The 20,595-nt window shown below is 35.0% G+C and carries 19 protein-coding genes; 17 read left to right on the top strand and 2 right to left on the bottom strand.

Annotated elements, in window-relative coordinates; genetic code table 11:
* The first annotated feature begins 166 nt into the window (after positions 1 to 166).
* A complete protein-coding gene (locus V192_RS20880; RefSeq protein WP_025870704.1) occupies positions 167 to 2,263 on the top strand; it encodes a leucine-rich repeat domain-containing protein in 2,097 nt (698 codons plus the stop codon).
* A 353-nt stretch (positions 2,264 to 2,616) separates the two neighbouring features.
* On the opposite strand, the gene V192_RS0108185 is transcribed toward V192_RS20880, so the two are convergent.
* Both V192_RS0108185 and V192_RS0108180 read right to left on the bottom strand, forming a co-directional pair.
* Positions 2,617 to 4,014 (bottom strand): M24 family metallopeptidase, encoded by a 1,398-nt coding sequence (locus tag V192_RS0108185; protein ID WP_025870703.1) that lies wholly within the window; start codon positions 4,012 to 4,014, stop codon positions 2,617 to 2,619.
* 36 nt (positions 4,015 to 4,050) lie between these two features.
* A complete protein-coding gene (locus V192_RS0108180; RefSeq protein WP_025870700.1) occupies positions 4,051 to 4,758 on the bottom strand; it encodes a GNAT family N-acetyltransferase in 708 nt (235 codons plus the stop codon).
* Between the two features lie 261 nt (positions 4,759 to 5,019).
* On the opposite strand from V192_RS0108180, the gene V192_RS0108175 reads away from it, so the two are divergent.
* The 16 genes from V192_RS0108175 to V192_RS0108105 all read left to right on the top strand — a co-directional run bounded on the left by V192_RS0108175 (position 5,020) and on the right by V192_RS0108105 (position 20,579).
* A complete protein-coding gene (locus V192_RS0108175; protein ID WP_051581939.1) occupies positions 5,020 to 5,760 on the top strand; it encodes a LytR/AlgR family response regulator transcription factor in 741 nt (246 codons plus the stop codon).
* A 292-nt stretch (positions 5,761 to 6,052) separates the two neighbouring features.
* Positions 6,053 to 6,355 carry a WXG100 family type VII secretion target gene (locus V192_RS0108170; RefSeq protein WP_025870697.1) on the top strand — a complete coding sequence of 101 codons (303 nt, stop codon included), beginning with the start codon at positions 6,053 to 6,055 and terminating at the stop codon, positions 6,353 to 6,355.
* A gap of 69 nt (positions 6,356 to 6,424) precedes the next feature.
* On the top strand, positions 6,425 to 7,165 hold the full coding sequence (gene esaA / locus V192_RS0108165; protein ID WP_025870695.1) for a type VII secretion protein EsaA: 741 nt from the start codon (positions 6,425 to 6,427) through the stop codon (positions 7,163 to 7,165).
* A gap of 67 nt (positions 7,166 to 7,232) precedes the next feature.
* On the top strand, positions 7,233 to 9,743 hold the full coding sequence (locus V192_RS0108160) for a hypothetical protein (RefSeq protein WP_025870693.1): 2,511 nt from the start codon (positions 7,233 to 7,235) through the stop codon (positions 9,741 to 9,743).
* Positions 9,740 to 10,210, top strand: a complete 471-nt coding sequence (locus V192_RS0108155) for a type VII secretion EssA family protein (RefSeq protein ID WP_025870691.1) — start codon at positions 9,740 to 9,742, stop codon at positions 10,208 to 10,210. The genes V192_RS0108160 and V192_RS0108155 overlap by 4 nt, the downstream gene beginning before the upstream one ends.
* On the top strand, positions 10,200 to 10,457 hold the full coding sequence (locus V192_RS0108150) for an EsaB/YukD family protein (protein WP_025870688.1): 258 nt from the start codon (positions 10,200 to 10,202) through the stop codon (positions 10,455 to 10,457). The genes V192_RS0108155 and V192_RS0108150 overlap by 11 nt, the downstream gene beginning before the upstream one ends.
* A 3-nt stretch (positions 10,458 to 10,460) precedes the next feature.
* Complete coding sequence (gene essB, locus V192_RS0108145; protein WP_051581938.1) at positions 10,461 to 11,693, top strand: type VII secretion protein EssB; 1,233 nt, start codon at positions 10,461 to 10,463, stop codon at positions 11,691 to 11,693.
* Complete coding sequence (essC, locus tag V192_RS22730) at positions 11,694 to 14,414, top strand: type VII secretion protein EssC (protein WP_239644608.1); 2,721 nt, start codon at positions 11,694 to 11,696, stop codon at positions 14,412 to 14,414.
* Positions 14,309 to 16,165, top strand: coding sequence for an FtsK/SpoIIIE domain-containing protein (locus V192_RS22725; protein WP_239644607.1), 1,857 nt, complete (start codon positions 14,309 to 14,311; stop codon positions 16,163 to 16,165). The genes essC and V192_RS22725 overlap by 106 nt, the downstream gene beginning before the upstream one ends.
* 14 nt (positions 16,166 to 16,179) lie before the next feature.
* Positions 16,180 to 16,641 (top strand): YwqH-like family protein, encoded by a 462-nt coding sequence (locus V192_RS0108135; protein WP_025870684.1) that lies wholly within the window; start codon positions 16,180 to 16,182, stop codon positions 16,639 to 16,641.
* A 23-nt stretch (positions 16,642 to 16,664) separates the two neighbouring features.
* Complete coding sequence (locus tag V192_RS0108130; protein WP_025870682.1) at positions 16,665 to 16,928, top strand: TIGR04197 family type VII secretion effector; 264 nt, start codon at positions 16,665 to 16,667, stop codon at positions 16,926 to 16,928.
* 27 nt (positions 16,929 to 16,955) lie between these two features.
* Positions 16,956 to 18,362: a T7SS effector LXG polymorphic toxin gene (locus tag V192_RS0108125; RefSeq protein WP_025870680.1), complete on the top strand. Its 1,407-nt coding sequence runs from the start codon at positions 16,956 to 16,958 to the stop codon at positions 18,360 to 18,362.
* Between the two features lie 30 nt (positions 18,363 to 18,392).
* Positions 18,393 to 19,160: a hypothetical protein gene (locus tag V192_RS0108120; protein WP_025870678.1), complete on the top strand. Its 768-nt coding sequence runs from the start codon at positions 18,393 to 18,395 to the stop codon at positions 19,158 to 19,160.
* Positions 19,157 to 19,618, top strand: a complete 462-nt coding sequence (locus V192_RS0108115; protein ID WP_025870676.1) for a hypothetical protein — start codon at positions 19,157 to 19,159, stop codon at positions 19,616 to 19,618. Before V192_RS0108120 ends, V192_RS0108115 begins: the two co-directional genes overlap by 4 nt.
* Entirely contained in the window at positions 19,615 to 20,142 is a 528-nt protein-coding gene (locus V192_RS0108110; RefSeq protein WP_025870674.1) for a DUF5085 family protein, read from the top strand. Before V192_RS0108115 ends, V192_RS0108110 begins: the two co-directional genes overlap by 4 nt.
* 2 nt (positions 20,143 to 20,144) lie before the next feature.
* Positions 20,145 to 20,579 carry a hypothetical protein gene (locus tag V192_RS0108105; protein WP_025870671.1) on the top strand — a complete coding sequence of 145 codons (435 nt, stop codon included), beginning with the start codon at positions 20,145 to 20,147 and terminating at the stop codon, positions 20,577 to 20,579.
* Positions 20,580 to 20,595 lie beyond the last annotated feature (16 nt).

Below are 20,595 nucleotides of genomic sequence, written 5' to 3'. Positions count from 1 at the left end.
TTCTAGATTTTTTTTAATTATATAAAACACAGCAGCTGTAATACGCTTCTATATATTATAAGTTAATTTTTTTATTTATGACCTCCAGTTATATTAATTATATATAACTATAGTAATTTATTAGAAATTACTGTAAAATTTATACTATAAAGGGAGTGTGCTATTTATGAAAAAAAAAGTTTTAAAAAAGTTGTCATTGGTTTTAATTTTAGAATTATTTGTTGTTCAATTAGTCGTAGCTATACCTTCAGTTTTTGCTATAGAAAACTATACAGAGCAAACTGGACTAATGCAGGACTCAACAAGTACTACCGAAAGTGTCTCGGTAAGTTCGGATGAAGAGCCTCTACCAATTGAAGAAAGTACAATAGATTTAGATAACGTGGTTGAAAATGAAATAACAACTGATGAATTACAATTTGAAGATAGTCTTAAAGAAGATAGTTATTCAGTCACAGAAGTTGATCCTGTTTCAAATCAAGTAGATAAAGAGATGGAATACTCTTTACAAGGAGACACTAAATCGGTGATTAATTTTCCTGATAAAAACTTGGAAAATGCAGTGAAGAGTCAACTAGGATTGAATCAAACTGAGAATGTAACTACTGAGAATATTCAAAAATTAGGATTTCTTACTGTCGATGGTACACCAATTAGTTCATTGACTGGTCTTGAGAATGCTAAAAACTTATTTTCTATAAACATATATTCACCAGGAACAATTAGCGATTTATCCCCACTTAAAAATTTAACTCAAATTGACAATCTTGATTTGCGAGATCAAAATATTTCTGATATTTCAGTATTATCAAATTTACCCAAATTGAAATATGCTAAATTTGAAGGAAATAATATATCAAATCTAGCTCCATTATCAAATTTAAAAAATCTTTATGCTGCTAAATTTAAAAATAATAATATCTCAGATGTTACACCTTTAAAAAACTTAATAAGTCTAAACCTTTTAGATTTAGAAGGAAATTCTGTGACAGATATTTCAAGTCTAGCTAACCTTGTTAATTTGACACAAGTCAACATAAATCAGAATAATGTATCAAATATTACAGTTTTAAAAAATTTTAAAAATCTAAAATTTCTAGATATGGAAAAAAATCATATAGTAGACTTAAGTCCATTGAACGGATTAAGTGCGTTAAGTAGTATTTATGCAAAAGGTCAAATCGTCTATTTAGCAAGTGATGTAGCGACTCATTCTAAATTCATTGAAAAAAATATTGTAAAGCCATTAGATAAATGGAACGGTAAGTTAGTTTATAAAGGATTTAATAAAAATTCTAATGTATTATTTTCCATGAATGAAGAACTAAATCAGTTTGAATGGGACTACGATAAAGAAGACCCGCTTGGTGAATTGGAACTAAAGGTTTATTGGAGTTATGCCAACTTTAATGGGTACTTAATAAGAAATGTGACTTTTGATGGTACAAGCAGTAGTTCAAGTACCACTGAGTCTAGCAACAGCTCAAGTACCACTGAGTCTAGCAACAGCTCAAGTACCACTGAGTCTAGTAACAGCTCAAGTACCACTGAGTCTAGTAACAGCTCAAGTACCACTGAGTCTAGTAACAGCTCAAGTACCACTGAGTCTAGTARCWGCTCAAGTACCACTGAGTCTAGCAACAGCTCAAGTACCACTGAGTCTAGCAACAGCTCAAGTACCACTGAGTCTAGCAACAGCTCAAGTACCACTGAGTCAACTGATACGAAAGTTCTTGAAGGTCAGATATCGCTCAAAGAAATAACAATCCATCAAAATGAAAATTGGGTTCCTTCGGCGCACTTGGATTCATTATCTTTAGGAAACAAAAGTTACACTTTCGATGAGGCTGTTAAATTAGGCGCTTTAACTTATACACCAAATACTATTGATACGACTAAACCTGGTGATTATAAAATAAGTTTTACAATTGATGGTAACAAATTGAATCAAGAAAAGGCTGCAAATAAATTCTTGGATGTATTTGGTTTCATTGTAGCCGATGCGGATGAAATACCTGAAATAGTAGTAGTTGATACGGTATTGCATATTCTACCAAAAGAAAATACAGCTAGCACAAAACCAACAAGTAATACTACAAACGGTCCAGTAACTACAGAGTCAATAAAAGGAAAAGTATTCCCTAAAACCGGCTCAGAAGTGCCTAATCTCACGCTAAGTATTTTAGGAATAGGGATGATAACATCAGGTTTTTATTTCATTAGAAAGAAAGAGACATACAAACCTAAACATAAAAAAAATTAATAGCTGTCAATAAAAGAGATATGGGCAGTGGAAAACCCTAACTTCTTTGAGCTATCCAATTAGACTTCCTAAACAAAAAATAAATTTCATCAGTTTAGCCTTTTCTTCTTTTAATGAATCTGGAAAGCTTCTATTGATGAACTTGAGATGTATGTTAAAAAGGGAAAATAAAATAGAAGATCCCAAATTGTAAATAGATTTTGGGTCTTCTATTTTTTATATTATTTGAAAAATTTCCCTTATTCATTGGCTTATTTAACCAGTATTTCCTCAACTAAACAGTGATTAGTCCAAATCCTAATTCTTCGTACACCTATTCTTTTCTAATATGTAGAACCCAAGTAAACCAGAAACTAACAGTTAACACATTGAAAAGCTTGATCTTTCGCTAAATAAAACGGTCGTAAATACCCCACAGTATTCGACAACGGAATAACCTCTTCACTTAAGTCGATCTTTACTATTTCTTTGATATACTTTTTCCGTGTGATGATTCGCTCCCATAACTCAGGATACTCTTCTCTAATTTGTTTTTGTAACTGGTTATCAGCCAACGCAACACATTCTTCCGCACTCACTCCTGTATAGCCTGCCACAGATGGAATAATATCGATTTGTAAAATCATGCCACTCTTCAATCGTTCTTCAGATCCAGCATAAATCGGCGAAGACATCCATTCTTCATCTGATACCAAATGTCCAGGATTTAAATGCCAATGATAGTCAGCTTTGGGAAAAATGGTTTCAATTGTTTGATAGAGCTCTCTTCCCGGCATTCCGATTTTTATTGTTTCCAGCCAAGTCGTAACAGCCTGATAGTATGGCTTAGCTACTCTTTCTAAGTAATCTTGCTGATTTTCAGGAAGCTGCTCCACATTTTCTATTACAAAACCCGTTCGGCTAGATAACCCACCTTTAAATGCAGTCGTTAAAGACAGCGGATCTCCCATGGCTACTTTTTTGTGTGTTGGATAAACATTTCCATATTCAAAACGTTTCCCAGTTGCGGCAATCGTAACAACCGTATTAGTTTGACCTTCAGCAGTCAACTCATTGCCTAAGGTAGCCTCAGTCACACCTATTGCCACCGCATCCATCGCATTTAAAATGCAGCTAGAAGCTAAGTTGGCGCCATATTCATAATGGGCAATTTCATTCACATTATTAGTCGTACGAGCACCTTTGTCGCCTCGAATAAACAGATGAGCTGCATTTTTGACTACCGCCTGTTCATTTTTACTTGTTAAAAGTGCTTGGATAATAAAATAAGGAAGATCAAAGTAAGCTTCATTCGCTGATTTAGCAGTAGTAAACATTTTCCAACCGACAACACCGATTTGGCTTTTTTCAGATAAACCAATCGTTTCAAAAATGGTTTCCAGCCTCGCTTCATTATCCATTGGCTGATTAGGTAGTGAAAACAAAGGACAGTGGATCAACTGATTTTCGATCCGAGCAACCTGTGCCATTTTCAAATTTTCATTTCCAAGAATCAGTGTGCATTGCCCTGTATCATCCAAAACGAGCAAGCCTTCTTCAAAACGAGGAATAAAACCTGTTAAATATTCAAAGTTTCCCCCATGCTCTTTATCGGCATAAATCACCAAAGCATCGTACCCCTCTGATTTCATATTATCCAAAACCTTTTGTTTCCGCTCATTCATCGTTTCGTCTGATAAAAAAACTGGAGCTACATTTTGAAAAATTGTTGGTTTAGGCAGCTTTGCTAATTGAATTTGCGATTCTTTCATACTATTAACTTCCTTTCAAGCAAATTATTTTTGTATTCAAAACTCATGTAAACGTCTTTTTTGCTCTCCCTCAGCCGTAAAATTAGTTGGCGCCAACCAAGACTCCAACTGTATTTTTACTTGTTGCCATTCACTATCGATGATAGAAAACCAAGCTGTGTCCCTATTTCGCCCCTTATATACTAATGCATTCCGAAAAATCCCTTCAAAGCGAAAACCTAAACGTAATGCAGCATTTCTAGAGGGTTCATTCAGCGCATCACATTTCCATTCGTATCGTCGATAGCCTAAATCATCCATTGCATAACAGGCTAAAAGATACTGTGCCTCTGTCGCTATTCGTGTTTTTTTCAATGTATCAGCATAAATCACAAAACCAACTTCAATTGATCCATGATCTGCATTTATCCGCATTAATGCCAACGTACCCAGTGCTTTCCCACTAGCCTTGTCAATAATTGCATAATGAAAAGGATCTTTAGAGCCACTGATTGTTTCTAAATAGGAGGAAAAATCCGCTTTGCTTTCAAACGGATACAATGGTAAATAGGTCCAATTTTTAGCCTTACTTTCTGGACCATATACTTGATATAGCGCTTCGAAATGACTATTTGGATCTATTTTTTCTAGCCGACAATACATCCCTTCTAACGTGTTTTTTGATGGGTATTCTCTGGTTGACCAGTCTGATATCGGAAACCCAATTGGCTGATCGTATGAATTGTAGTTAGGTTGTGCGTTCATTTCATTTCCCCCTATCTCTTCCCCTAGTTTAACAAAAAAAGGAAAGCAATTATAGAGAGAGGTTCATGGTATTTCCGATCACAATAAACACTTTTTTAAATGATTATAATAATTATCTAAAAATAACGTTTTTAGTATAATTTTTGAGAATTCCTGTAATAAAAATATGCTATAATTAGGAACAATAAAAACATATTGTTCAAAAAAGATAAATACCACAAACCATACATTATTGATCTTAAACTCAAGGGAGATGAGCTATTGAAGATTGCATTGTGTGATAATAACCAGAGAGAAATGGGAAAAATCGAAAAAACTATAGCACTACGCTATTCTCACAAATATGAGTTTGATTTCTTCAGCAATGGGGAGAAATTACTACGACATCTTAAAGAAAAAGGGAAAAAGAATTACAGCATCTACTTTATTTCTATTGAAATCAACGAAATGGACGGGATCGCATTAGCACAGCAAATACGTACACTTGATTTAGATGCACTGATTATTTTTGTTTCTGACGATATTCAGCGCATGCCTGAGGTCTTTAAGGTACAAGCCTTTGACTACCTATTAAAACCGATTTCTCAGGAATATTTGCTGGAAACGATCGATCGGTCTAATCATTATTTTAACGCCACTCATGCCTACTTTGAATTTTCTTTTAACCGAAAACTTGTTGTTTTAGCGATGGATGACATCATCTATATCGTCAAAAGTGGACGAATCGCATACATCCATACAACAGAAAAAGTTTATAAAACTTATTTAACGATGGCAGAAATTATAGATAAGTTAGATAAAGATTTATTTGCCCGAATCCATGGTAGCTACGTTGTGAATTTAAATTATATTGTTGAAATCATGAAAAATGAAGTATTCGTTAAGCAGTTTGAAAATAATATCCAACAAGAGAACACTGTCTCTTTACCAATGAGTAGAACCTTTAAAGATGAACTAAAGCAAACTTACACTATTTTTCTAAAATCAAGACAATCATCATAAAAATGTCGTTTTGACATATTTTCAAAATAAGAATGATAAATACTTTTTTCTATTAAAGTATTTATCATTCTTGTATTTTTATTTTTCAGACTAATAGAATACTATAAAATTCACATAAAAATAAAAAACAATCCTAAAGAATAATTATAATTCTATTATTTTCGTTATTTTTTACTTAAAACATGCAAGTTATTACATTAAGTCTTTGCTGACTCTTGTTTTATGGTAACGTTTAGGTAACTAGCGGGCGTTATCGATGCTCTCTACTAATAACGATTTGGAGGAATGAAAAATGGCAGGCGATAGAATTAAATTATCCCCACAAGAACTAAGAACATCTTCAACAAAATATACGGATGGTTCGCAACAAGTTCAAGATATTTTACAAAAATTACAAGCAGAACAAGATACAATTCAAGGAAACTGGGAAGGTAGCGGGTTTGATAGCTTTAACGATCAATTCACTGCTTTAAAACCAAAAGTGACAGAGTTTGCTGAGTTATTAGATCAAATCAACAAACAATTAAACGAAGTTGCCAACATTGTAGAAGAAACAGACCAAAATATCTCTTCAGCAATCGGAAGAGGTCTATAAGAACCATATAACTGAGGAATAGGGAGGGCACTTGCTCCTCACTGTTCCTCTTTTTTAGGAGAATGATAAATGAACAGTAAAAAACTATATTATCTGTTGAAGTCTGTTTGGATGGTCGTAATATTACTTATTATGCTGATATTTATGAATCGAGATTTTACCGATATCTCTGCAAATAAAGCAAAAGAAGAACAAGATATGCGGTTGAATATTGCTTTAGTAAATGAAGATAACGGGATTGAAAAAAATAACATAGACTATAACCTCGGCTCAGATTATGTAAAAAAAATCGAAAAAGATGCGACGTATAACTGGTTTACCGTTAGTCGAGGAATTGCAGAAAATGGATTAAAAAATGGCACTTATAACTTACTTGTTACGATTCCAAGCAATTTTTCAAGCAAACTTTTAGAACTAGATAGTGAAGCACCTGAAAAAGTTCAGGTCAATTATAAAATCAACGCAAATGGAAATGCTACTTTAGAAAATGAATCAAGAAGTGTTGGTCGAAAAATCGTCAATGATTTGAACCAGCAGCTCGTGGATTTGTATGTAGTTAGTATCGTGGATAATTTATATACGGCTCAAAGAAATATTGAAAAAGTTTATACAAATCAAACCGATTCAGTTGGTAAGTTTCAAGATATTCTTTACCAACCAACGATCAATTTTAAAGAGTATTTACCTAGTATCACCTCACAATCAAAAAATGCATTAGAAACAAATAATCTTTTAACTGATACATTGACTAATTATACAAAAAGCACTGAATCATTGGTATCTAGCATGGTGATCAGTCAACAACAGTAGAAGAATTACTAAAACAACGAGCGGATGGCAAAATTACCTATGAAGAATTTTTAGCCATTTTAGTTCCATGGATGAGAGCATCTTAAGTTCAGAAACAGATGAACTATATCGAACGATCAAAAGTGTGAATGATGCTATGCAAAACGACTTTGGAGCTGTCGGAGCCGATGGAGAATATGTTCAAAAAACCAAAGAATTACAAGAACAGTTAGCCGCTTCACAAGAAGAAGTTAATGCTCAATTAGAGAATCTAAAACAAATCAATTTAAATTATTTTAAAACGTATAAAGAATATTTTTATTCCTATTTTGGCTATCGAAACCTTGAAGAAGATGATTATCCTGAAATTCGTTTAAGCGATGCTTTAAAGAAAAAAGGAAATGAGCATTTAGCAAGTGTTAAAAATATTGAAACATTCAACAAAAATCATTTAAAAACAATGCAAAAACGACTAGGTTCCTTACCTTATACAGGGATTTCTCTGAATTTAGATCCAATCTATACTTACCCTAGAGTCCCTTATGGTGATCAACAACCTTTGGATCAAATCATCACAATGCAGACGGGGATTTCTGAAAAAGTAGATGCTATTAACGAAACAATTAACGAAATCAACCAAAGAAACCAATACCCCGAAGGACAAGAAATCAAAACATTGAATTTCGTAGATGAGCCTACCAACGGTTACTATCGAGACTTAAAATATGCCTATGATCGTCTGGAAAACGAATGGGAGAGACTTCCAAGAAGAGGAGAGTTCACACTATCCTTTACTGAAATGGAAGAAGGTCAATTAGCCGTTGCCATCCCAGAATATGTTGAAGTAACGTCAATCTATGGAGTAAAAGATGGTGGCAGATTTGATCCACCTCTTCAAGTAGGTACTTATACTTTTAATCTAACAAAATATCAAAGAGAAATCACAATATCTTACAACATCAAAGAAGATTACGACGAAACAACCGTTGTAAGTCCTCAATTCGATCTACAAATTAGTAAAGTGATGAACATCAGCCGGATGCTTCCAGCAACTACAACTACAAAAATCATTAAAGAAGAAACAGCAGATGAAGAAAAACAAGAAACAACCGAATCGAGTACGCCCGAAAAAAGAGAAGCCGACGAGACTGATGTCCCTCTAGTTCCTACAGAACCAGAAACATCTACAGGTTCAGCAGTTAGCGTAACATTCCCTTATAAAGTTGATGTATCTGGTTTCCTCAATCAAGACTACCAAGAAGCAAAACGAAAATACTCTGAAGAAGTCGGTAAAGTTTTAGAATTATACAAATCAGTTGATGCTGAATTAGAAGAATTTCAAGATTATCCTTTTGAAGAATTTCATGATTTACTGTCAATGCCGCTAACTGATGTATTACAAGGATTGATCAATGAAACCTTTGATCGCGGGCATTACAGAACACAATCAGAAGAACTGATAGACTTGCAACGAAAAGCAACTGATATGGAGAAACAAGCAGAAGATGCTAGTACGAGATTAGGAAAAATTCAAGAAAACAGTCTTACGTTAAATGAAACTGTCGCAGGACAATTAGCCAAAATGGAAGACTGGCGTAAAACATCTCAGGAAATGACCGCCGGAGAAAAACTTGTTGATTCTACTAATAAAGAGACTGATTCACGAATAGAGGCTCTTAAAGCTTCTCTAGATGCTCTAAATGAACAAACTAAAATGGTAAAAGACGCTTCCGAAACGAATGTAAAAGAAGCTTCTGATGTACGTAATGTGTTTGATTCATTCGACAAAGAAGTCCAAACTGCACAAAAAAATGGTGAAGACCTATCTGCTAACGCAGATGTCATCATGGACAACCTAAACAAAGAACTCGCGAACAACAATGATTTCGTGTCAGCATTTATCAAAGTATTGAACAATGCGCACAAAGACGGGGTACCAAATAACACCTTGCTACAATTTATCGCAAATCCTGTCAACGGAAAATCAGAAGCAACAATTAAAACAACCGAAATCAACGAACCATTTACTTGGATCTTGATCATGTATACCTTGAGCTTATTTATCGCATATCTTTTTGCAACACAACCTGTCGCAAGAAAAGTTAAAAATAAGTTCAAACGAGAAAAATTATGGCTGAAAGATAACATGTTAGAAACACTTCTTCTCAGTCTTAGCGCAATCGGTATTGGTTTGATTTTAGGAATTCTAAGCATCAGTGAATTAGGCATCGTAAAAGAATCCCAAATCGTTTGGGTCATGATGATTGTACTATTTATGCTGATATTCTCATTATTGAATCACTATGCATTGAAACAATTCCATATTGCAGGTTTTGCCTTAAGTCTCTTCCTATTTATTAGTTATGTCTTTGTCACCAATGCGATCGGTAAAACCAAAGGTAATAATCCGATGGTTGACTTGATTCGTTCGGTCAATCCATTGTCGATCGGTGAAAACAACTTAGCAGATATTTTGGCAAATAATGCGTTGAATATTGTGCAGATCATTTTGTATCTGTTAGCGATCGCAGCCTTGATCGTATTTAACATTTTCATTTGGAAACCAAAACGCAAAGCAAAGGAAGTGACTCCGAAATGAAAAAGCTAATGTTCTTACTTTTACTAGGAATAAGCCTTTTCTCCTTTTCTGACACAGCCAAAGCGGATGAAACCTTACTTGATAATAACTTAGAATTAAAAACAGATCGATTGAATAAAGAACAGGTCGATGATGGTAAAACGAAAAGCTTTGTAGCAGAAGATCGTCTATTCGAAGATGAAATGATGCAAAAAACGGCGAATGCAAAAGCGTTGGAAGAACAACAAAAACAAGAAGACATGTCACAGCTTTTCCTAACAAAAGCAGCAAAAGTAAAAGAATTAGATGCTACTCAACTATTTGTAGTAAATGAAAATAATCATGCAGCAGGAAAACGAGAAGAAACTGGTACAACGGTTTCTTCTCCTCCTGCGTTATTTCCACTAATTTTAGGTTTAGCGCTAGTGACGATTGTTACCTTATTCTTGTATCACAACAGAAAACGAGGACAAAACCATGGCAGATAATAAAGAGCATATCAATGTCACCTTACTGTATCAAAAAAACAAAGAAAAAATGGTCGATTTACGAATTCCGAATAACATCACTGTTTATCGTTTTATTCGAGAATTAAACCAAATTTTCGGCAAAGAAAAAGACGTTAAAAAATACCAAATCAAAGTTTTGAATAAAGGAATTCTTTTAGATGAAGAACAAAAACTAAAAGATTTTCCGATTACTGACGGAGATATAATCGAAGTGTTAGGGGAGTAAATGATGGAAAATATGAAGGAAACTACAGTAGCAGTCATAATTGAAAAACACACATACGAGTTTAAGAAAACAGTAGAAAATTGGCAACTTGCCTTAAGAAAATCAGAAGTACAAGTTAGTGAAGAAAAGGATTTAGCTTTACTTAAAGTCGCTCACCCACTATTGATGGATGCCAGCATCCACTGGGAAGAAGATGCGGTGACGTTCACTTATGGTTTGCCGGAAGAACGAATGACATTTAGTGAATTAAAAACTGGATCAAAAGAAGATAAATTACGTGCAATGGCCAATATGGCTGCTGTTGAGCAATTATTAGATTTACCTCTTACCTTCTTTATCCATCCTGAAAATTTATTGTTTGATTATAACTTACAGCCAAAAATCGCTTACCGCGGACTAGCTGGAAAAATGCCGCCAAAAGTTACAAACAATGACCTACTATTAAGACAATACAAAAGCTTGATCATCGCCTTATTCGAGAAAAAAGACGATTTTACCAAACTATATGAAGGCCAATTAGAAATCAAAAAAGGTTCTGAATTTATCCAAACGATTTTGAAAAAGGAAAGCTTTGAAGACATCAGACAATACTTGGTGCAAATGTATGACCAAACCGTAGAACATGCGACAAGAACTATCAAAAAAGTCAGCAAAACCAAATTCCAAGTGATGAAACAGTTATCGATCTGGATGACTGTGCTATCTGCTATTTTAGTGATCCCTCTTGTTTACTTACTATTTTTCCGTTTACCATTTTTAGATCGCATGCAAGATACAGATACAGCTTTCTTGAAAAATGATTATGAAGCCGTGATCACAACCTTAGAACCAGTGAAAACAGCCAGCATTCCTTTCACGCAAAAATATGAATTAGCGTTTAGCTTTATTCAAGGAGAAGCATTGCAAGAACAACAGAAAAAAGTCATTTTAAATAACGTAACGTTACGTTCTGATGAAAATTACTTAGATTACTGGATCGAAAACGGTCGCGGAAATCTTGATGAAGCGCTAGATGTAGCGAAAAACTTAGAAGATTCTGATTTGATTTTATATGGAATCACACAAAAAATCGAACAAGTTAGAAAAGACACGAAAATGACGGGTACTGAAAAAGAAGAAACCATCGGTAAATTAGAAGCCGACTACAAAAAATACAAAGAAAAACGTGACGAAAGTGTGAATGCTGCTGAAGAAGCTGAACAAACACAAGGATCGACAGCTCAGGAGGGAAATTAGATGCCCAAGACACAAGCCATCATCTACCTTCAAGGCTATCGCTATCAATTGACCCTTGATGAAGAAAAAACACAAAGAATCGGTTCAGACAATCAAGCGTCTCTTCACTTACCACTATTGACCGATGCAGACCAATTGACGATCGAAATGAAAAACGAATGGGTCCTAACACACCAAGGACAAGAGCATGTTTTATCCCTTGGTTCTCCCCTTACCTTTTCATTATCAGATGACCAACAAGCAACAGTTATTTTAACACCTGTGACAAAACTACATGTGTTTGATCTATTAGATAAGAAAGAAATCATTTTAAGCACAGATAAAGGTGCAACGCTTGAATTGCCGAATGACGATTTAGCACAGCCTCTTTCTGCTATTTTGAAAAAGCAAGAGGACCAATGGCTGTTAACAGTACTTTCTGGTGAGTTGATGATCAACAATCAGCTATTTACTGGCACAGACTACTTACTCGGCAAAGGAGACGAACTGTCTTTCTTACACCACACATTAAAAGTCTTTACCCATGAAATCCATGCCACAGAAGGCACGATCATTAAATCTGATTTGTGTGAAATCTATACGTCTCGTTACGATGTCTATGAAGATTACCCGGATTTCCACCGTTCACCACGGATCATTTACCGTGAACCAGAAGAAAAAATGATGATCAATGCCCCAAGTGAGCCAAACAATAAACAACAAGACCAACTGATCAAAACGATCTTACCACCGATCGTGATGTTGATGGTAACCGTTGCGATGGCCTTTTTCAGACCAAACGGCTTATTCGTTTTAGCAAGTGCGGCAACAACGTTGATCACGATTATTTTCTCGATCACCAATTACTTTAAAACGAAAAAAGAACACAAACAAAGCTTGATCGATCGCACGGTCAGCTATAAAAAATATTTAGTCGATAAATCAGTGGAATTACACCAACTGAATCAAGAACAAAAACAAGGACAATTGTATCATTATCCAACAGTTTCAGAATTGTTGGAGATGACCAAAACCTACAGCCCAAGAATTTACGAAAAAACACCGTTGCACTTTGACTTTCTCTTCTATCGTTTAGGATTGGGAACACTGCAATCGTCAAGTGAAATTACCTATTCTAACAAAGAACGCGGCAAAGAAACGGATGATTTAGAAAAAAGCGGTTATGAGCTTTATACGAAGAGTTTAGAGCTAGAAGATATGCCAATCGTGGCGAATTTAGTCAATGGACCTGTTGGGTATATTGGCCCTAGAAACTTAGTGTTGGAACAGCTTCATTTATTGGTCAATCAATTATCTGTCTTCCATAGTTACCATGATCTACAGTTTATCTCGATTTTCCCAGAAGCGGAAAAAGACCTATGGGAATGGATGCGTTGGTTGCCACATGCAACGATGCAAGATGTCAATGTGCGTGGATTTGTTTATAACCAACGTAGTCGTGACCAAGTATTGAATAGTTTGAATCAAATCTTGAAAAACCGTAAAAATTCCATGGAAGAAAACCGTAATAGTCGTGATAGTACGATCTTCTCCCCTCATTATGTGGTGATGATTACTGACGAGAAATTGATTTTGGATCATGTCATCATGGAATTTTTCAATGAAGATCCAAGTGAATTAGGTTGTAGCGTGATTTTTGTGGAAGATGTTATGAGTAGTTTATCAGATAATATCAAAACCGTTATCGATATCCGCGACCGCAATACTGGGGTTCTCTTATTGGAAGAAGGCAAATTGATGAACAAATCGTTCCAATTGGATCACTTCCCTGCTGAATTTAACAAAGAACAATTGCCACGTTTATTGGCACCATTGAATCACTTACAAAACTTGAAATCAAGTATTCCTGAAGCTGTTACTTTCCTAGAAATGTACGGCATCGAGAAATTTGACGAGTTTAATGTCACCCAACGTTGGGCAGAACACTCTCCGCATAAAACCTTGGCTGTGCCGCTTGGTTTACGTGGAAAAGACGATATTGTCTACTTGAACTTACATGAAAAAGCCCATGGACCTCATGGATTAGTCGCTGGGACGACAGGTTCTGGTAAATCAGAGATCGTGCAAAGTTATATTTTGAGTTTAGCTGTGAATTTCCATCCGTATGATGTGGCTTTCCTACTGATTGACTACAAAGGTGGAGGAATGGCGAACTTGTTCCGTAATCTTCCCCACCTATTAGGGAGTATTACCAACCTAGATGGCGCTCAAAGTATGCGTGCCTTAATCTCTATCAACGCCGAGCTAAAACGCCGTCAGCGCCTTTTCTCGGAGAATAACGTGAATCATATCAATCAGTATCAAAAATTATATAAAAATGGCGATGTTTCTGAGCCTATGCCTCACCTCTTCCTGATTTCGGATGAGTTTGCGGAGTTGAAATCAGAACAGCCTGAGTTTATGAAGGAACTTGTTTCCACTGCTCGTATTGGGCGTTCATTGGGGATTCACTTGATTCTTGCGACACAAAAACCAAGTGGGGTGGTCAATGACCAAATCTGGAGTAACTCGAAATTTAAATTAGCGTTGAAAGTAGCGGATAAAGCCGATTCGATGGAAATGTTGAAAACGCCAGATGCAGCGGAAATCACCCAAGCTGGGCGTGCTACTTGCAAGTGGGGAATAATGAGATTTATGAATTGTTCCAAAGTGCGTGGAGTGGAGCGGATTATCAGCCTGAGAAAGATGACCAACAGATTGAGGATCATACGATTTATCTAGTTAACGACCTTGGTCAGTATGAGATTTTAAGTGAAGATTTAAGTGGACTTGAAAATGCGGATGATGTGAAACAGATTCCGACTGAACTGGATGCCATTATTGATGGGATTCATGAAGTGGCGGAACGTGAAAATATCACGCCACTACCGAGACCTTGGTTACCGCCGTTGGAAGAACGGATTGCTTCTTCTACGCTACATCCTGTGGACTTTAGAGAAGAATGGTTAACAGAGAAACAGCCGCTTGAACCAGTGCTTGGTGTGGTGGATGTGCCAAGTATGCAGGCGCAGAATACCTTACGTTTGAATATGACGCAGGAAGGTCACATGACCGTGTTTAGTAGTCCTGGGTATGGTAAGAGTACGTTTATGCAGACGGTTGTGATGGATTTGGCGAGAGTGCATAGTCCTGAGCGGTTGAATGTTTACTTGCTTGATTTTGGGACGAATGGACTTCTTCCGTTGAAGAAATTACCACATGTGGCAGATACGATGAGTATTGATGAAGAAGAGAAAATTGAGAAGTTTGCGAGACGGATCAATGATGAGTTGAAACGTCGTAAGAAATTGTTGAGTGAGTTTTCTGTAGCTAGTTTGGATATGTATGAACGAGCAAGTGGGAAAGAAGAACCAATTATTTTGATTCTTTTAGATGGTTTTGAAGGATTGAAAGATGCGAAGTTCAATGAAATCCTTGAGAAAGTGATTACCCAAGTTGCCCGTGAAGGTGCTGGGATCGGGGTTCATCTACTTCTTTCTGCAGGTAGACAAAATTCTCTGAAAGCAATCCTTTCAAGTAATATCAAAACACAAATTGTATTGAAAATGATTGATGATAGTGAGCCTAGAGCGATTGTTGGACGGACAACATTGACGATTGATGACATCCCTGGTCGTGGATTGATCAAGTTAGAAGAACCTGAGTTATTCCAAGCAGCATTACCAGCTGATGGCGAAGATACGTTACAAATTATTGAAGCAATTCAAGAAGAAGTTAGTCAGATGGATCAACATTGGACTGGGGCTAGACCTGAACCAATCCCTATGGTGCCAGAAATTCTTGATTTTGAAAGCTTTAAGAAGAAAAAACAAGTTCAAGAAATGGCTGAAAATGGTGTTTTACCTCTTGGTGTTGATTACGAGGAAGTTGAAGTAATGCCCTTCAGCTTAGTTCATCAAACGAATTTAGCTGTTATTGGTGAACAAAGAAAAACATTCTTACCATTAAAACAAGCAGTTCTTTCCTCAATAGAATTGTTGGCTGGTCAGCATAATACAATGATTATTGATACTGGGCATATCTGTGAAAAAGAAACACTAGCAGTAAATGCCTATATCGCCGATCCAGCAGTATTTCCTAAAGTAAAAGAAGATATATTAGTTGAAATCAGAAATCGAAAAGAAAATGGCTATGAAGGATTACCTAAATGGCTTATCTACATTACAGACATGGAAATATTTGAGAAAGAAACTACCTTAACAGAGGATGAACTAAAAGAATTCTTCCTTTCTACTGAACAGACAGGTGTTCATTTTATTATCGCAGGAGATCATCAATACCTTGGAAAAACAAGAATTGGTTTACCAAGACACTATAAAGAATTAATCAAAGCTGCAGTTTTCTCAATGAGAGTTTCTGATCAAGAGTTTGTAGAAAAACCATATATGTCTAGAGAGCCTGAAATAGAAATAGACAGTGCTTACTATGCCGCAGAAAAACAATTTATAAAAATCAAACACACACGAGAATAAAAAGGAGAAACACTATGGTTGAATTAGGAATGGAAGAAGAACGAGCGAGAGTTGCAAAAGATGCAGCAAAAGCCCATCGACGGGCAGTGATTGTCAGTCAATTGAATATGACTCGTGCTTCTTTGACAACATTAAGTATAAAGAAAATAGAATTAGAAGAAAAAATTCAAAAAATCACGACCGCATTAACAAATATTGAATCCGCTAAAAGTGATTTTGACACGGGAAAAACAAGTTTAGACGGCGTTACAATTGAATCCGGATCATGGAAAGGTCAAAACGCAACAAAAGCCAATACGGAGCTTGGACAGATGAAAACATCTGTCCAAAGTATCGGTACGAAAATTAATGATGCAGTGGATACTATTCAAGATGATAAAACACGATTAGAACGAGACTTAGAACGTTTAGAAGCAGAAATCGCTGCAAAAAATGGGCAAGTAACTAACTTAATTGCGCAGTTGAATAGTTTATAACAATAACCAAAGGAGGTTAAAATATGAGTGGACAATTCGGTATTAATATAGGTGTTTTTAATAGCAACATAACTTCTCTAAAAGCGAGTGCAAGTTCAATAGATTTTTCTCCAAGTGCTAGTTTATCAAAAACAGATATCAATCCTTTTAAAGAATACGAAAATTCTGTTCAAGATTTAGCAACAGCACTAGCACAATACAAATCCATTATCGAAAGCGATGCACAACAAATGGAAAATATTGGTAAAGCAATTGAGGACGCCGATAAAAGAAGTCAAGGAAAATAAAAAAGCCCTATTAGAAAGGAGAAGAACATGGCAAAAATTGATATGAGTGAAGTAAAATTATTAAAAGAAGATTTAACTAAAAATGCGGATAAAGCCACTTCGGCCATTGCTGAAACAAAAGCTGGATTGGGTAATATAAAGGATATGGATTCATTTAAAGGAGACGGAGCAAAAGCAACAAAAAATTACATTACTCACGCACACAACAATTTGATTGAAGTTTATGATAATATAATAGAAGACTTAAAGTCTAATTTTACCTACTCAATGGATCAGTTCAGTAGTTCAGTAGATAACGATGCAAGCTGTATAATTGACAGTAGCTATGTCACTCAATTAAAGACAGAAGTGACAAGTGCAACTAAGAGTATTTCTTCTGCTATAAAATCAATAAATAAAGAAATCAGCAGTATTTCTGATATTACTTCTGCAAGTAAAATTCAGACTACTGAGTTTAAAAGTGATGAAAAAGAGTTTAAAAAAATCATTACAGATATGATTGATAAATTTGAAGCATTTATTTCAGCATCTAGTAATAAAGTATCACAGTCTAAGGAGTTTATTAGCACGTTGAACTCTATGCAGGGTCAAATTCAAAAAATATCTGCAGTACCTAATGGGATAAAAGGATTCAATAAAAGTAAAATACAAATATTTAAAGACCTTAGAAACTCCTATAAAAATATTAAAAAATATGCAAAACCTGGTATTGGCGCAGTTCATTTTGTTTACCATGCCAAAAAAGGTAATATCAAAGTTAAATACGTAAAATATGGAAAACTTGATATACGAATTGTTAATCCTAAAGCGATTATTGGGAAGATAAGAAAAAATAGATTTGACAAATGGACATACACAAAAGACTGGGGAAAAGGAACCGCCTATAGAGCTATGACAGGTATAAAAAAAGGTAAGGTTGAGCTTGCAAATGCCACCAGTAAAACTTCCAAATTTTGGACTCTTGACAAATCTGTACTTGGTGTTTCTAAAGGAACAATTGCTAAACGACTCAAAGACAGTGTTAAATCTCCTTTTACAGGTTGGAAAAATTTAGGAACATTTGGGAAATTCGCAAAAGGAGCAGGCTTAGTAGGTACAGCAGTAGATGCTGGTTTATCAGGTTATGATAATTTTAATGATGCAACAAAACAAGGCTTAACAGGAAGTAAACGTGTAGTAAGTACCACAGTAAACACAAGCATAGATGTTGGTATAAAAGCTGGTGGTGCTGCTGTTGGAGCAAAGGCTGGCGCAATTGCTGGTGCGTGGGCAGGATCTTTTATTCCTATAGTGGGAACAGGTGTTGGAGCTGCTGTTGGAGCTATAGTAGGTGGGGCTGTAGGGAGTGGGTTAGCTAGTAAAGTTACAAAAAAAGTTAAAGATGGTATAAAAAAAGGAATAAACAAAGTAATCAAAAACTGGGCTTTTGGATAAAATAACTAATAGGTAAGGTTAGGGGGAAAAATGAGAAAAACAGCTGATGATTTTTATTTTTTTATTGCACCAATAAAATATCGATTAGAATTTGCCGGAATTAAAGCTACAAGAACAGTAAGCCTTATAGCTGTTGCTTGCTTTCCGATTATGTATTTATACATTGATAGTCTTGAGTATGAGGACATTTATCTACCAATAACAATATTGTTTCAGAGTATTAGTGCATTCTTTTTAGTTATAAATGTGTTAATATTATGCTCATTATTAATTGTAAAAACTAAAATATATGATCCAATTATCTATTTTTTAACTAGTTGGGGCTTTTTAGAGCTAGCTTATGTCATACTCATCTTTGAATATAGTGTTTTTTTATCAAGTCGTATTTCAGAAAAGTATCAAGCACTAGTATTTGATATCTTGTTATCTCTTCCATTTGTATTTATGCTTATCTCGCTAGTATGGTATATTTGGATGATTCGGACTGGAAAAACACATAAAAAATATTCTAAGGTAATTAAGATGGAAAAAAAGGTAAAAGGTGACAGTGATATAACTAACGCAATGACTAAGGGGCAAGGAATTGTTTTGATTGGAACATTTGCTGGAATTGGGTTAGGAGGCCTCCTTGAGGGATCGCTTACCTTATTTGTATTGCTGATTGCACTTGTGTGTTTTATGGCATTTATAGTAACTAAATTTTTGATTGTATCATATACGAAATTTAAATTTTCTGAACAATATTCTGAAAAAGCTTTAACAGTAGCATTAAAGAAAGAAGGATGGGAAAATTCATGAAAGTAACTCAAGGTCCACTGATCTTATTAAATGTAGTACGACCAAAAACAATTGCAAAAAAAGAAGAAATCACTACAGCTTTAGAATTCTCTGAATTTTTTGATTATCAAGAGGAGTTTTATCAGAATGGTCCTGATGTATTATCTATTACCCCGCAACAAAATGAACCAGATTATGTCATTTTTGAATTTTTCTTAACTTTAAACTTACCAATAGAAATAGCCACAGGTGGCAATAATTTAAAAACTTATGACAGATATACAGTAGAAAATGCTTTGATCACTAGAATTGCTGATAATGAAGAAGACTATTTCAGGTATGATAAAGAGTTACGAACATATGCAGATGAACAATTAGATTTAAATTTATCTGAAAAAACTTATTTTGTTATTACCGACAATTTAGGAGAAAAAGTTGTTGATATTTTCATTCCGATTGAAGGAGGAGTATTAGCTTGATTGTAGAGGGAAAAAAAATTGCATATAAGAATGTTGTTTCTAAATATTATCAATTTGAGCGCTCAGAATCTCTGCAGATAACTGAAGACTTCATGCGACTAATTGATGAAAAAGACCTGACTCCAAATGGTCCATTATTTTACACTGTAATGAGTGAACTTGGTGTTGAGCCTATTTTCGCCGTCTACAATATTCCAGTCGAAGAAAATCGATTAAAAAACTTAGACGATGAAGACTTAATGTTTCAAACATATTTTCAGGTAGAGCCTATGTTGATGACTAGAGCTTTGGTAACTGATCAAGAACAAGCTCAGGAAATAGCAATAGAAAAATATGCAGAGTTGATTGATTATGCGAATAAAAATAATATGGAAAATACAGCCCCTTTCCATAACCTTTTTAAAATAGTTGATGATCAGCTGTACTTAGAAGTTTATTTTGGAGCAATTCGTGTATTTCAAGACGAAGGGAAAATGAAATCATTCTTGAACAAAATAAAAGAAAAATTCTTGAAAGGAGAATGATTATGCGTTTAGAAAAAATGCCACTAATTATGCCCAATGTAGTGAGGCAAAGCATGAATTTGTCGAAAACTGATTTTGATAAAGGTTTTGAAAAGATGCACAGCATTGAAGCTCAGGAAAATGTTTATAATATAGATATAATGATCTTCAAGTTATCTGAATCTGACAAAGACAATACTGTTAGAAATATTGAATTCTATATGCCTATTTCAGAAATACCAGAGAACTTTCCTTACGAAACAATTAAAGTATTTGAGATAGACAATACAATTGTTCTGAGACAAGCTGATCTAGAAGATAATCTAGAAGAAGCTAGAAGAAAAATTGCTGATTATGCTCTAGAAGAATACAATAGCGAATTATGCGACGAAATGTATTGTGTGAATTACGATATTTATAATGAGACTTTGATTGACGTTTATATTCCTATGAAATAACGCTTTGATTCTATAA

Origin of the sequence: Enterococcus crotali (assembly GCF_000633635.1) — a bacterium.
GTDB classification, from domain to species: domain Bacteria; phylum Bacillota; class Bacilli; order Lactobacillales; family Enterococcaceae; genus Enterococcus_L; species Enterococcus_L crotali.
This window is presented reverse-complemented; position numbering and strand designations above follow the sequence as displayed.

Bases quoted from the DNA above. Each gene is read 5' to 3' on its own strand.
- V192_RS0108185 (WP_025870703.1), bottom strand. From the start codon at position 4,014: ATGAAAGAATCGCAAATTCAATTAGCAAAGCTGCCTAAACCAACAATT.
- V192_RS0108180 (WP_025870700.1), bottom strand. From the start codon at position 4,758: ATGAACGCACAACCTAACTACAATTCATACGATCAGCCAATTGGGTTT.
- V192_RS0108170 (WP_025870697.1), top strand. From the start codon at position 6,053: ATGGCAGGCGATAGAATTAAATTATCCCCACAAGAACTAAGAACATCT.
- esaA (WP_025870695.1), top strand. From the start codon at position 6,425: ATGAACAGTAAAAAACTATATTATCTGTTGAAGTCTGTTTGGATGGTC.
- V192_RS0108160 (WP_025870693.1), top strand. From the start codon at position 7,233: ATGGATGAGAGCATCTTAAGTTCAGAAACAGATGAACTATATCGAACG.
- V192_RS0108155 (WP_025870691.1), top strand. From the start codon at position 9,740: ATGAAAAAGCTAATGTTCTTACTTTTACTAGGAATAAGCCTTTTCTCC.
- V192_RS0108150 (WP_025870688.1), top strand. From the start codon at position 10,200: ATGGCAGATAATAAAGAGCATATCAATGTCACCTTACTGTATCAAAAA.
- essB (WP_051581938.1), top strand. From the start codon at position 10,461: ATGGAAAATATGAAGGAAACTACAGTAGCAGTCATAATTGAAAAACAC.
- essC (WP_239644608.1), top strand. From the start codon at position 11,694: ATGCCCAAGACACAAGCCATCATCTACCTTCAAGGCTATCGCTATCAA.
- V192_RS0108135 (WP_025870684.1), top strand. From the start codon at position 16,180: ATGGTTGAATTAGGAATGGAAGAAGAACGAGCGAGAGTTGCAAAAGAT.
- V192_RS0108130 (WP_025870682.1), top strand. From the start codon at position 16,665: ATGAGTGGACAATTCGGTATTAATATAGGTGTTTTTAATAGCAACATA.
- V192_RS0108125 (WP_025870680.1), top strand. From the start codon at position 16,956: ATGGCAAAAATTGATATGAGTGAAGTAAAATTATTAAAAGAAGATTTA.
- V192_RS0108120 (WP_025870678.1), top strand. From the start codon at position 18,393: ATGAGAAAAACAGCTGATGATTTTTATTTTTTTATTGCACCAATAAAA.
- V192_RS0108115 (WP_025870676.1), top strand. From the start codon at position 19,157: ATGAAAGTAACTCAAGGTCCACTGATCTTATTAAATGTAGTACGACCA.
- V192_RS0108105 (WP_025870671.1), top strand. From the start codon at position 20,145: ATGCGTTTAGAAAAAATGCCACTAATTATGCCCAATGTAGTGAGGCAA.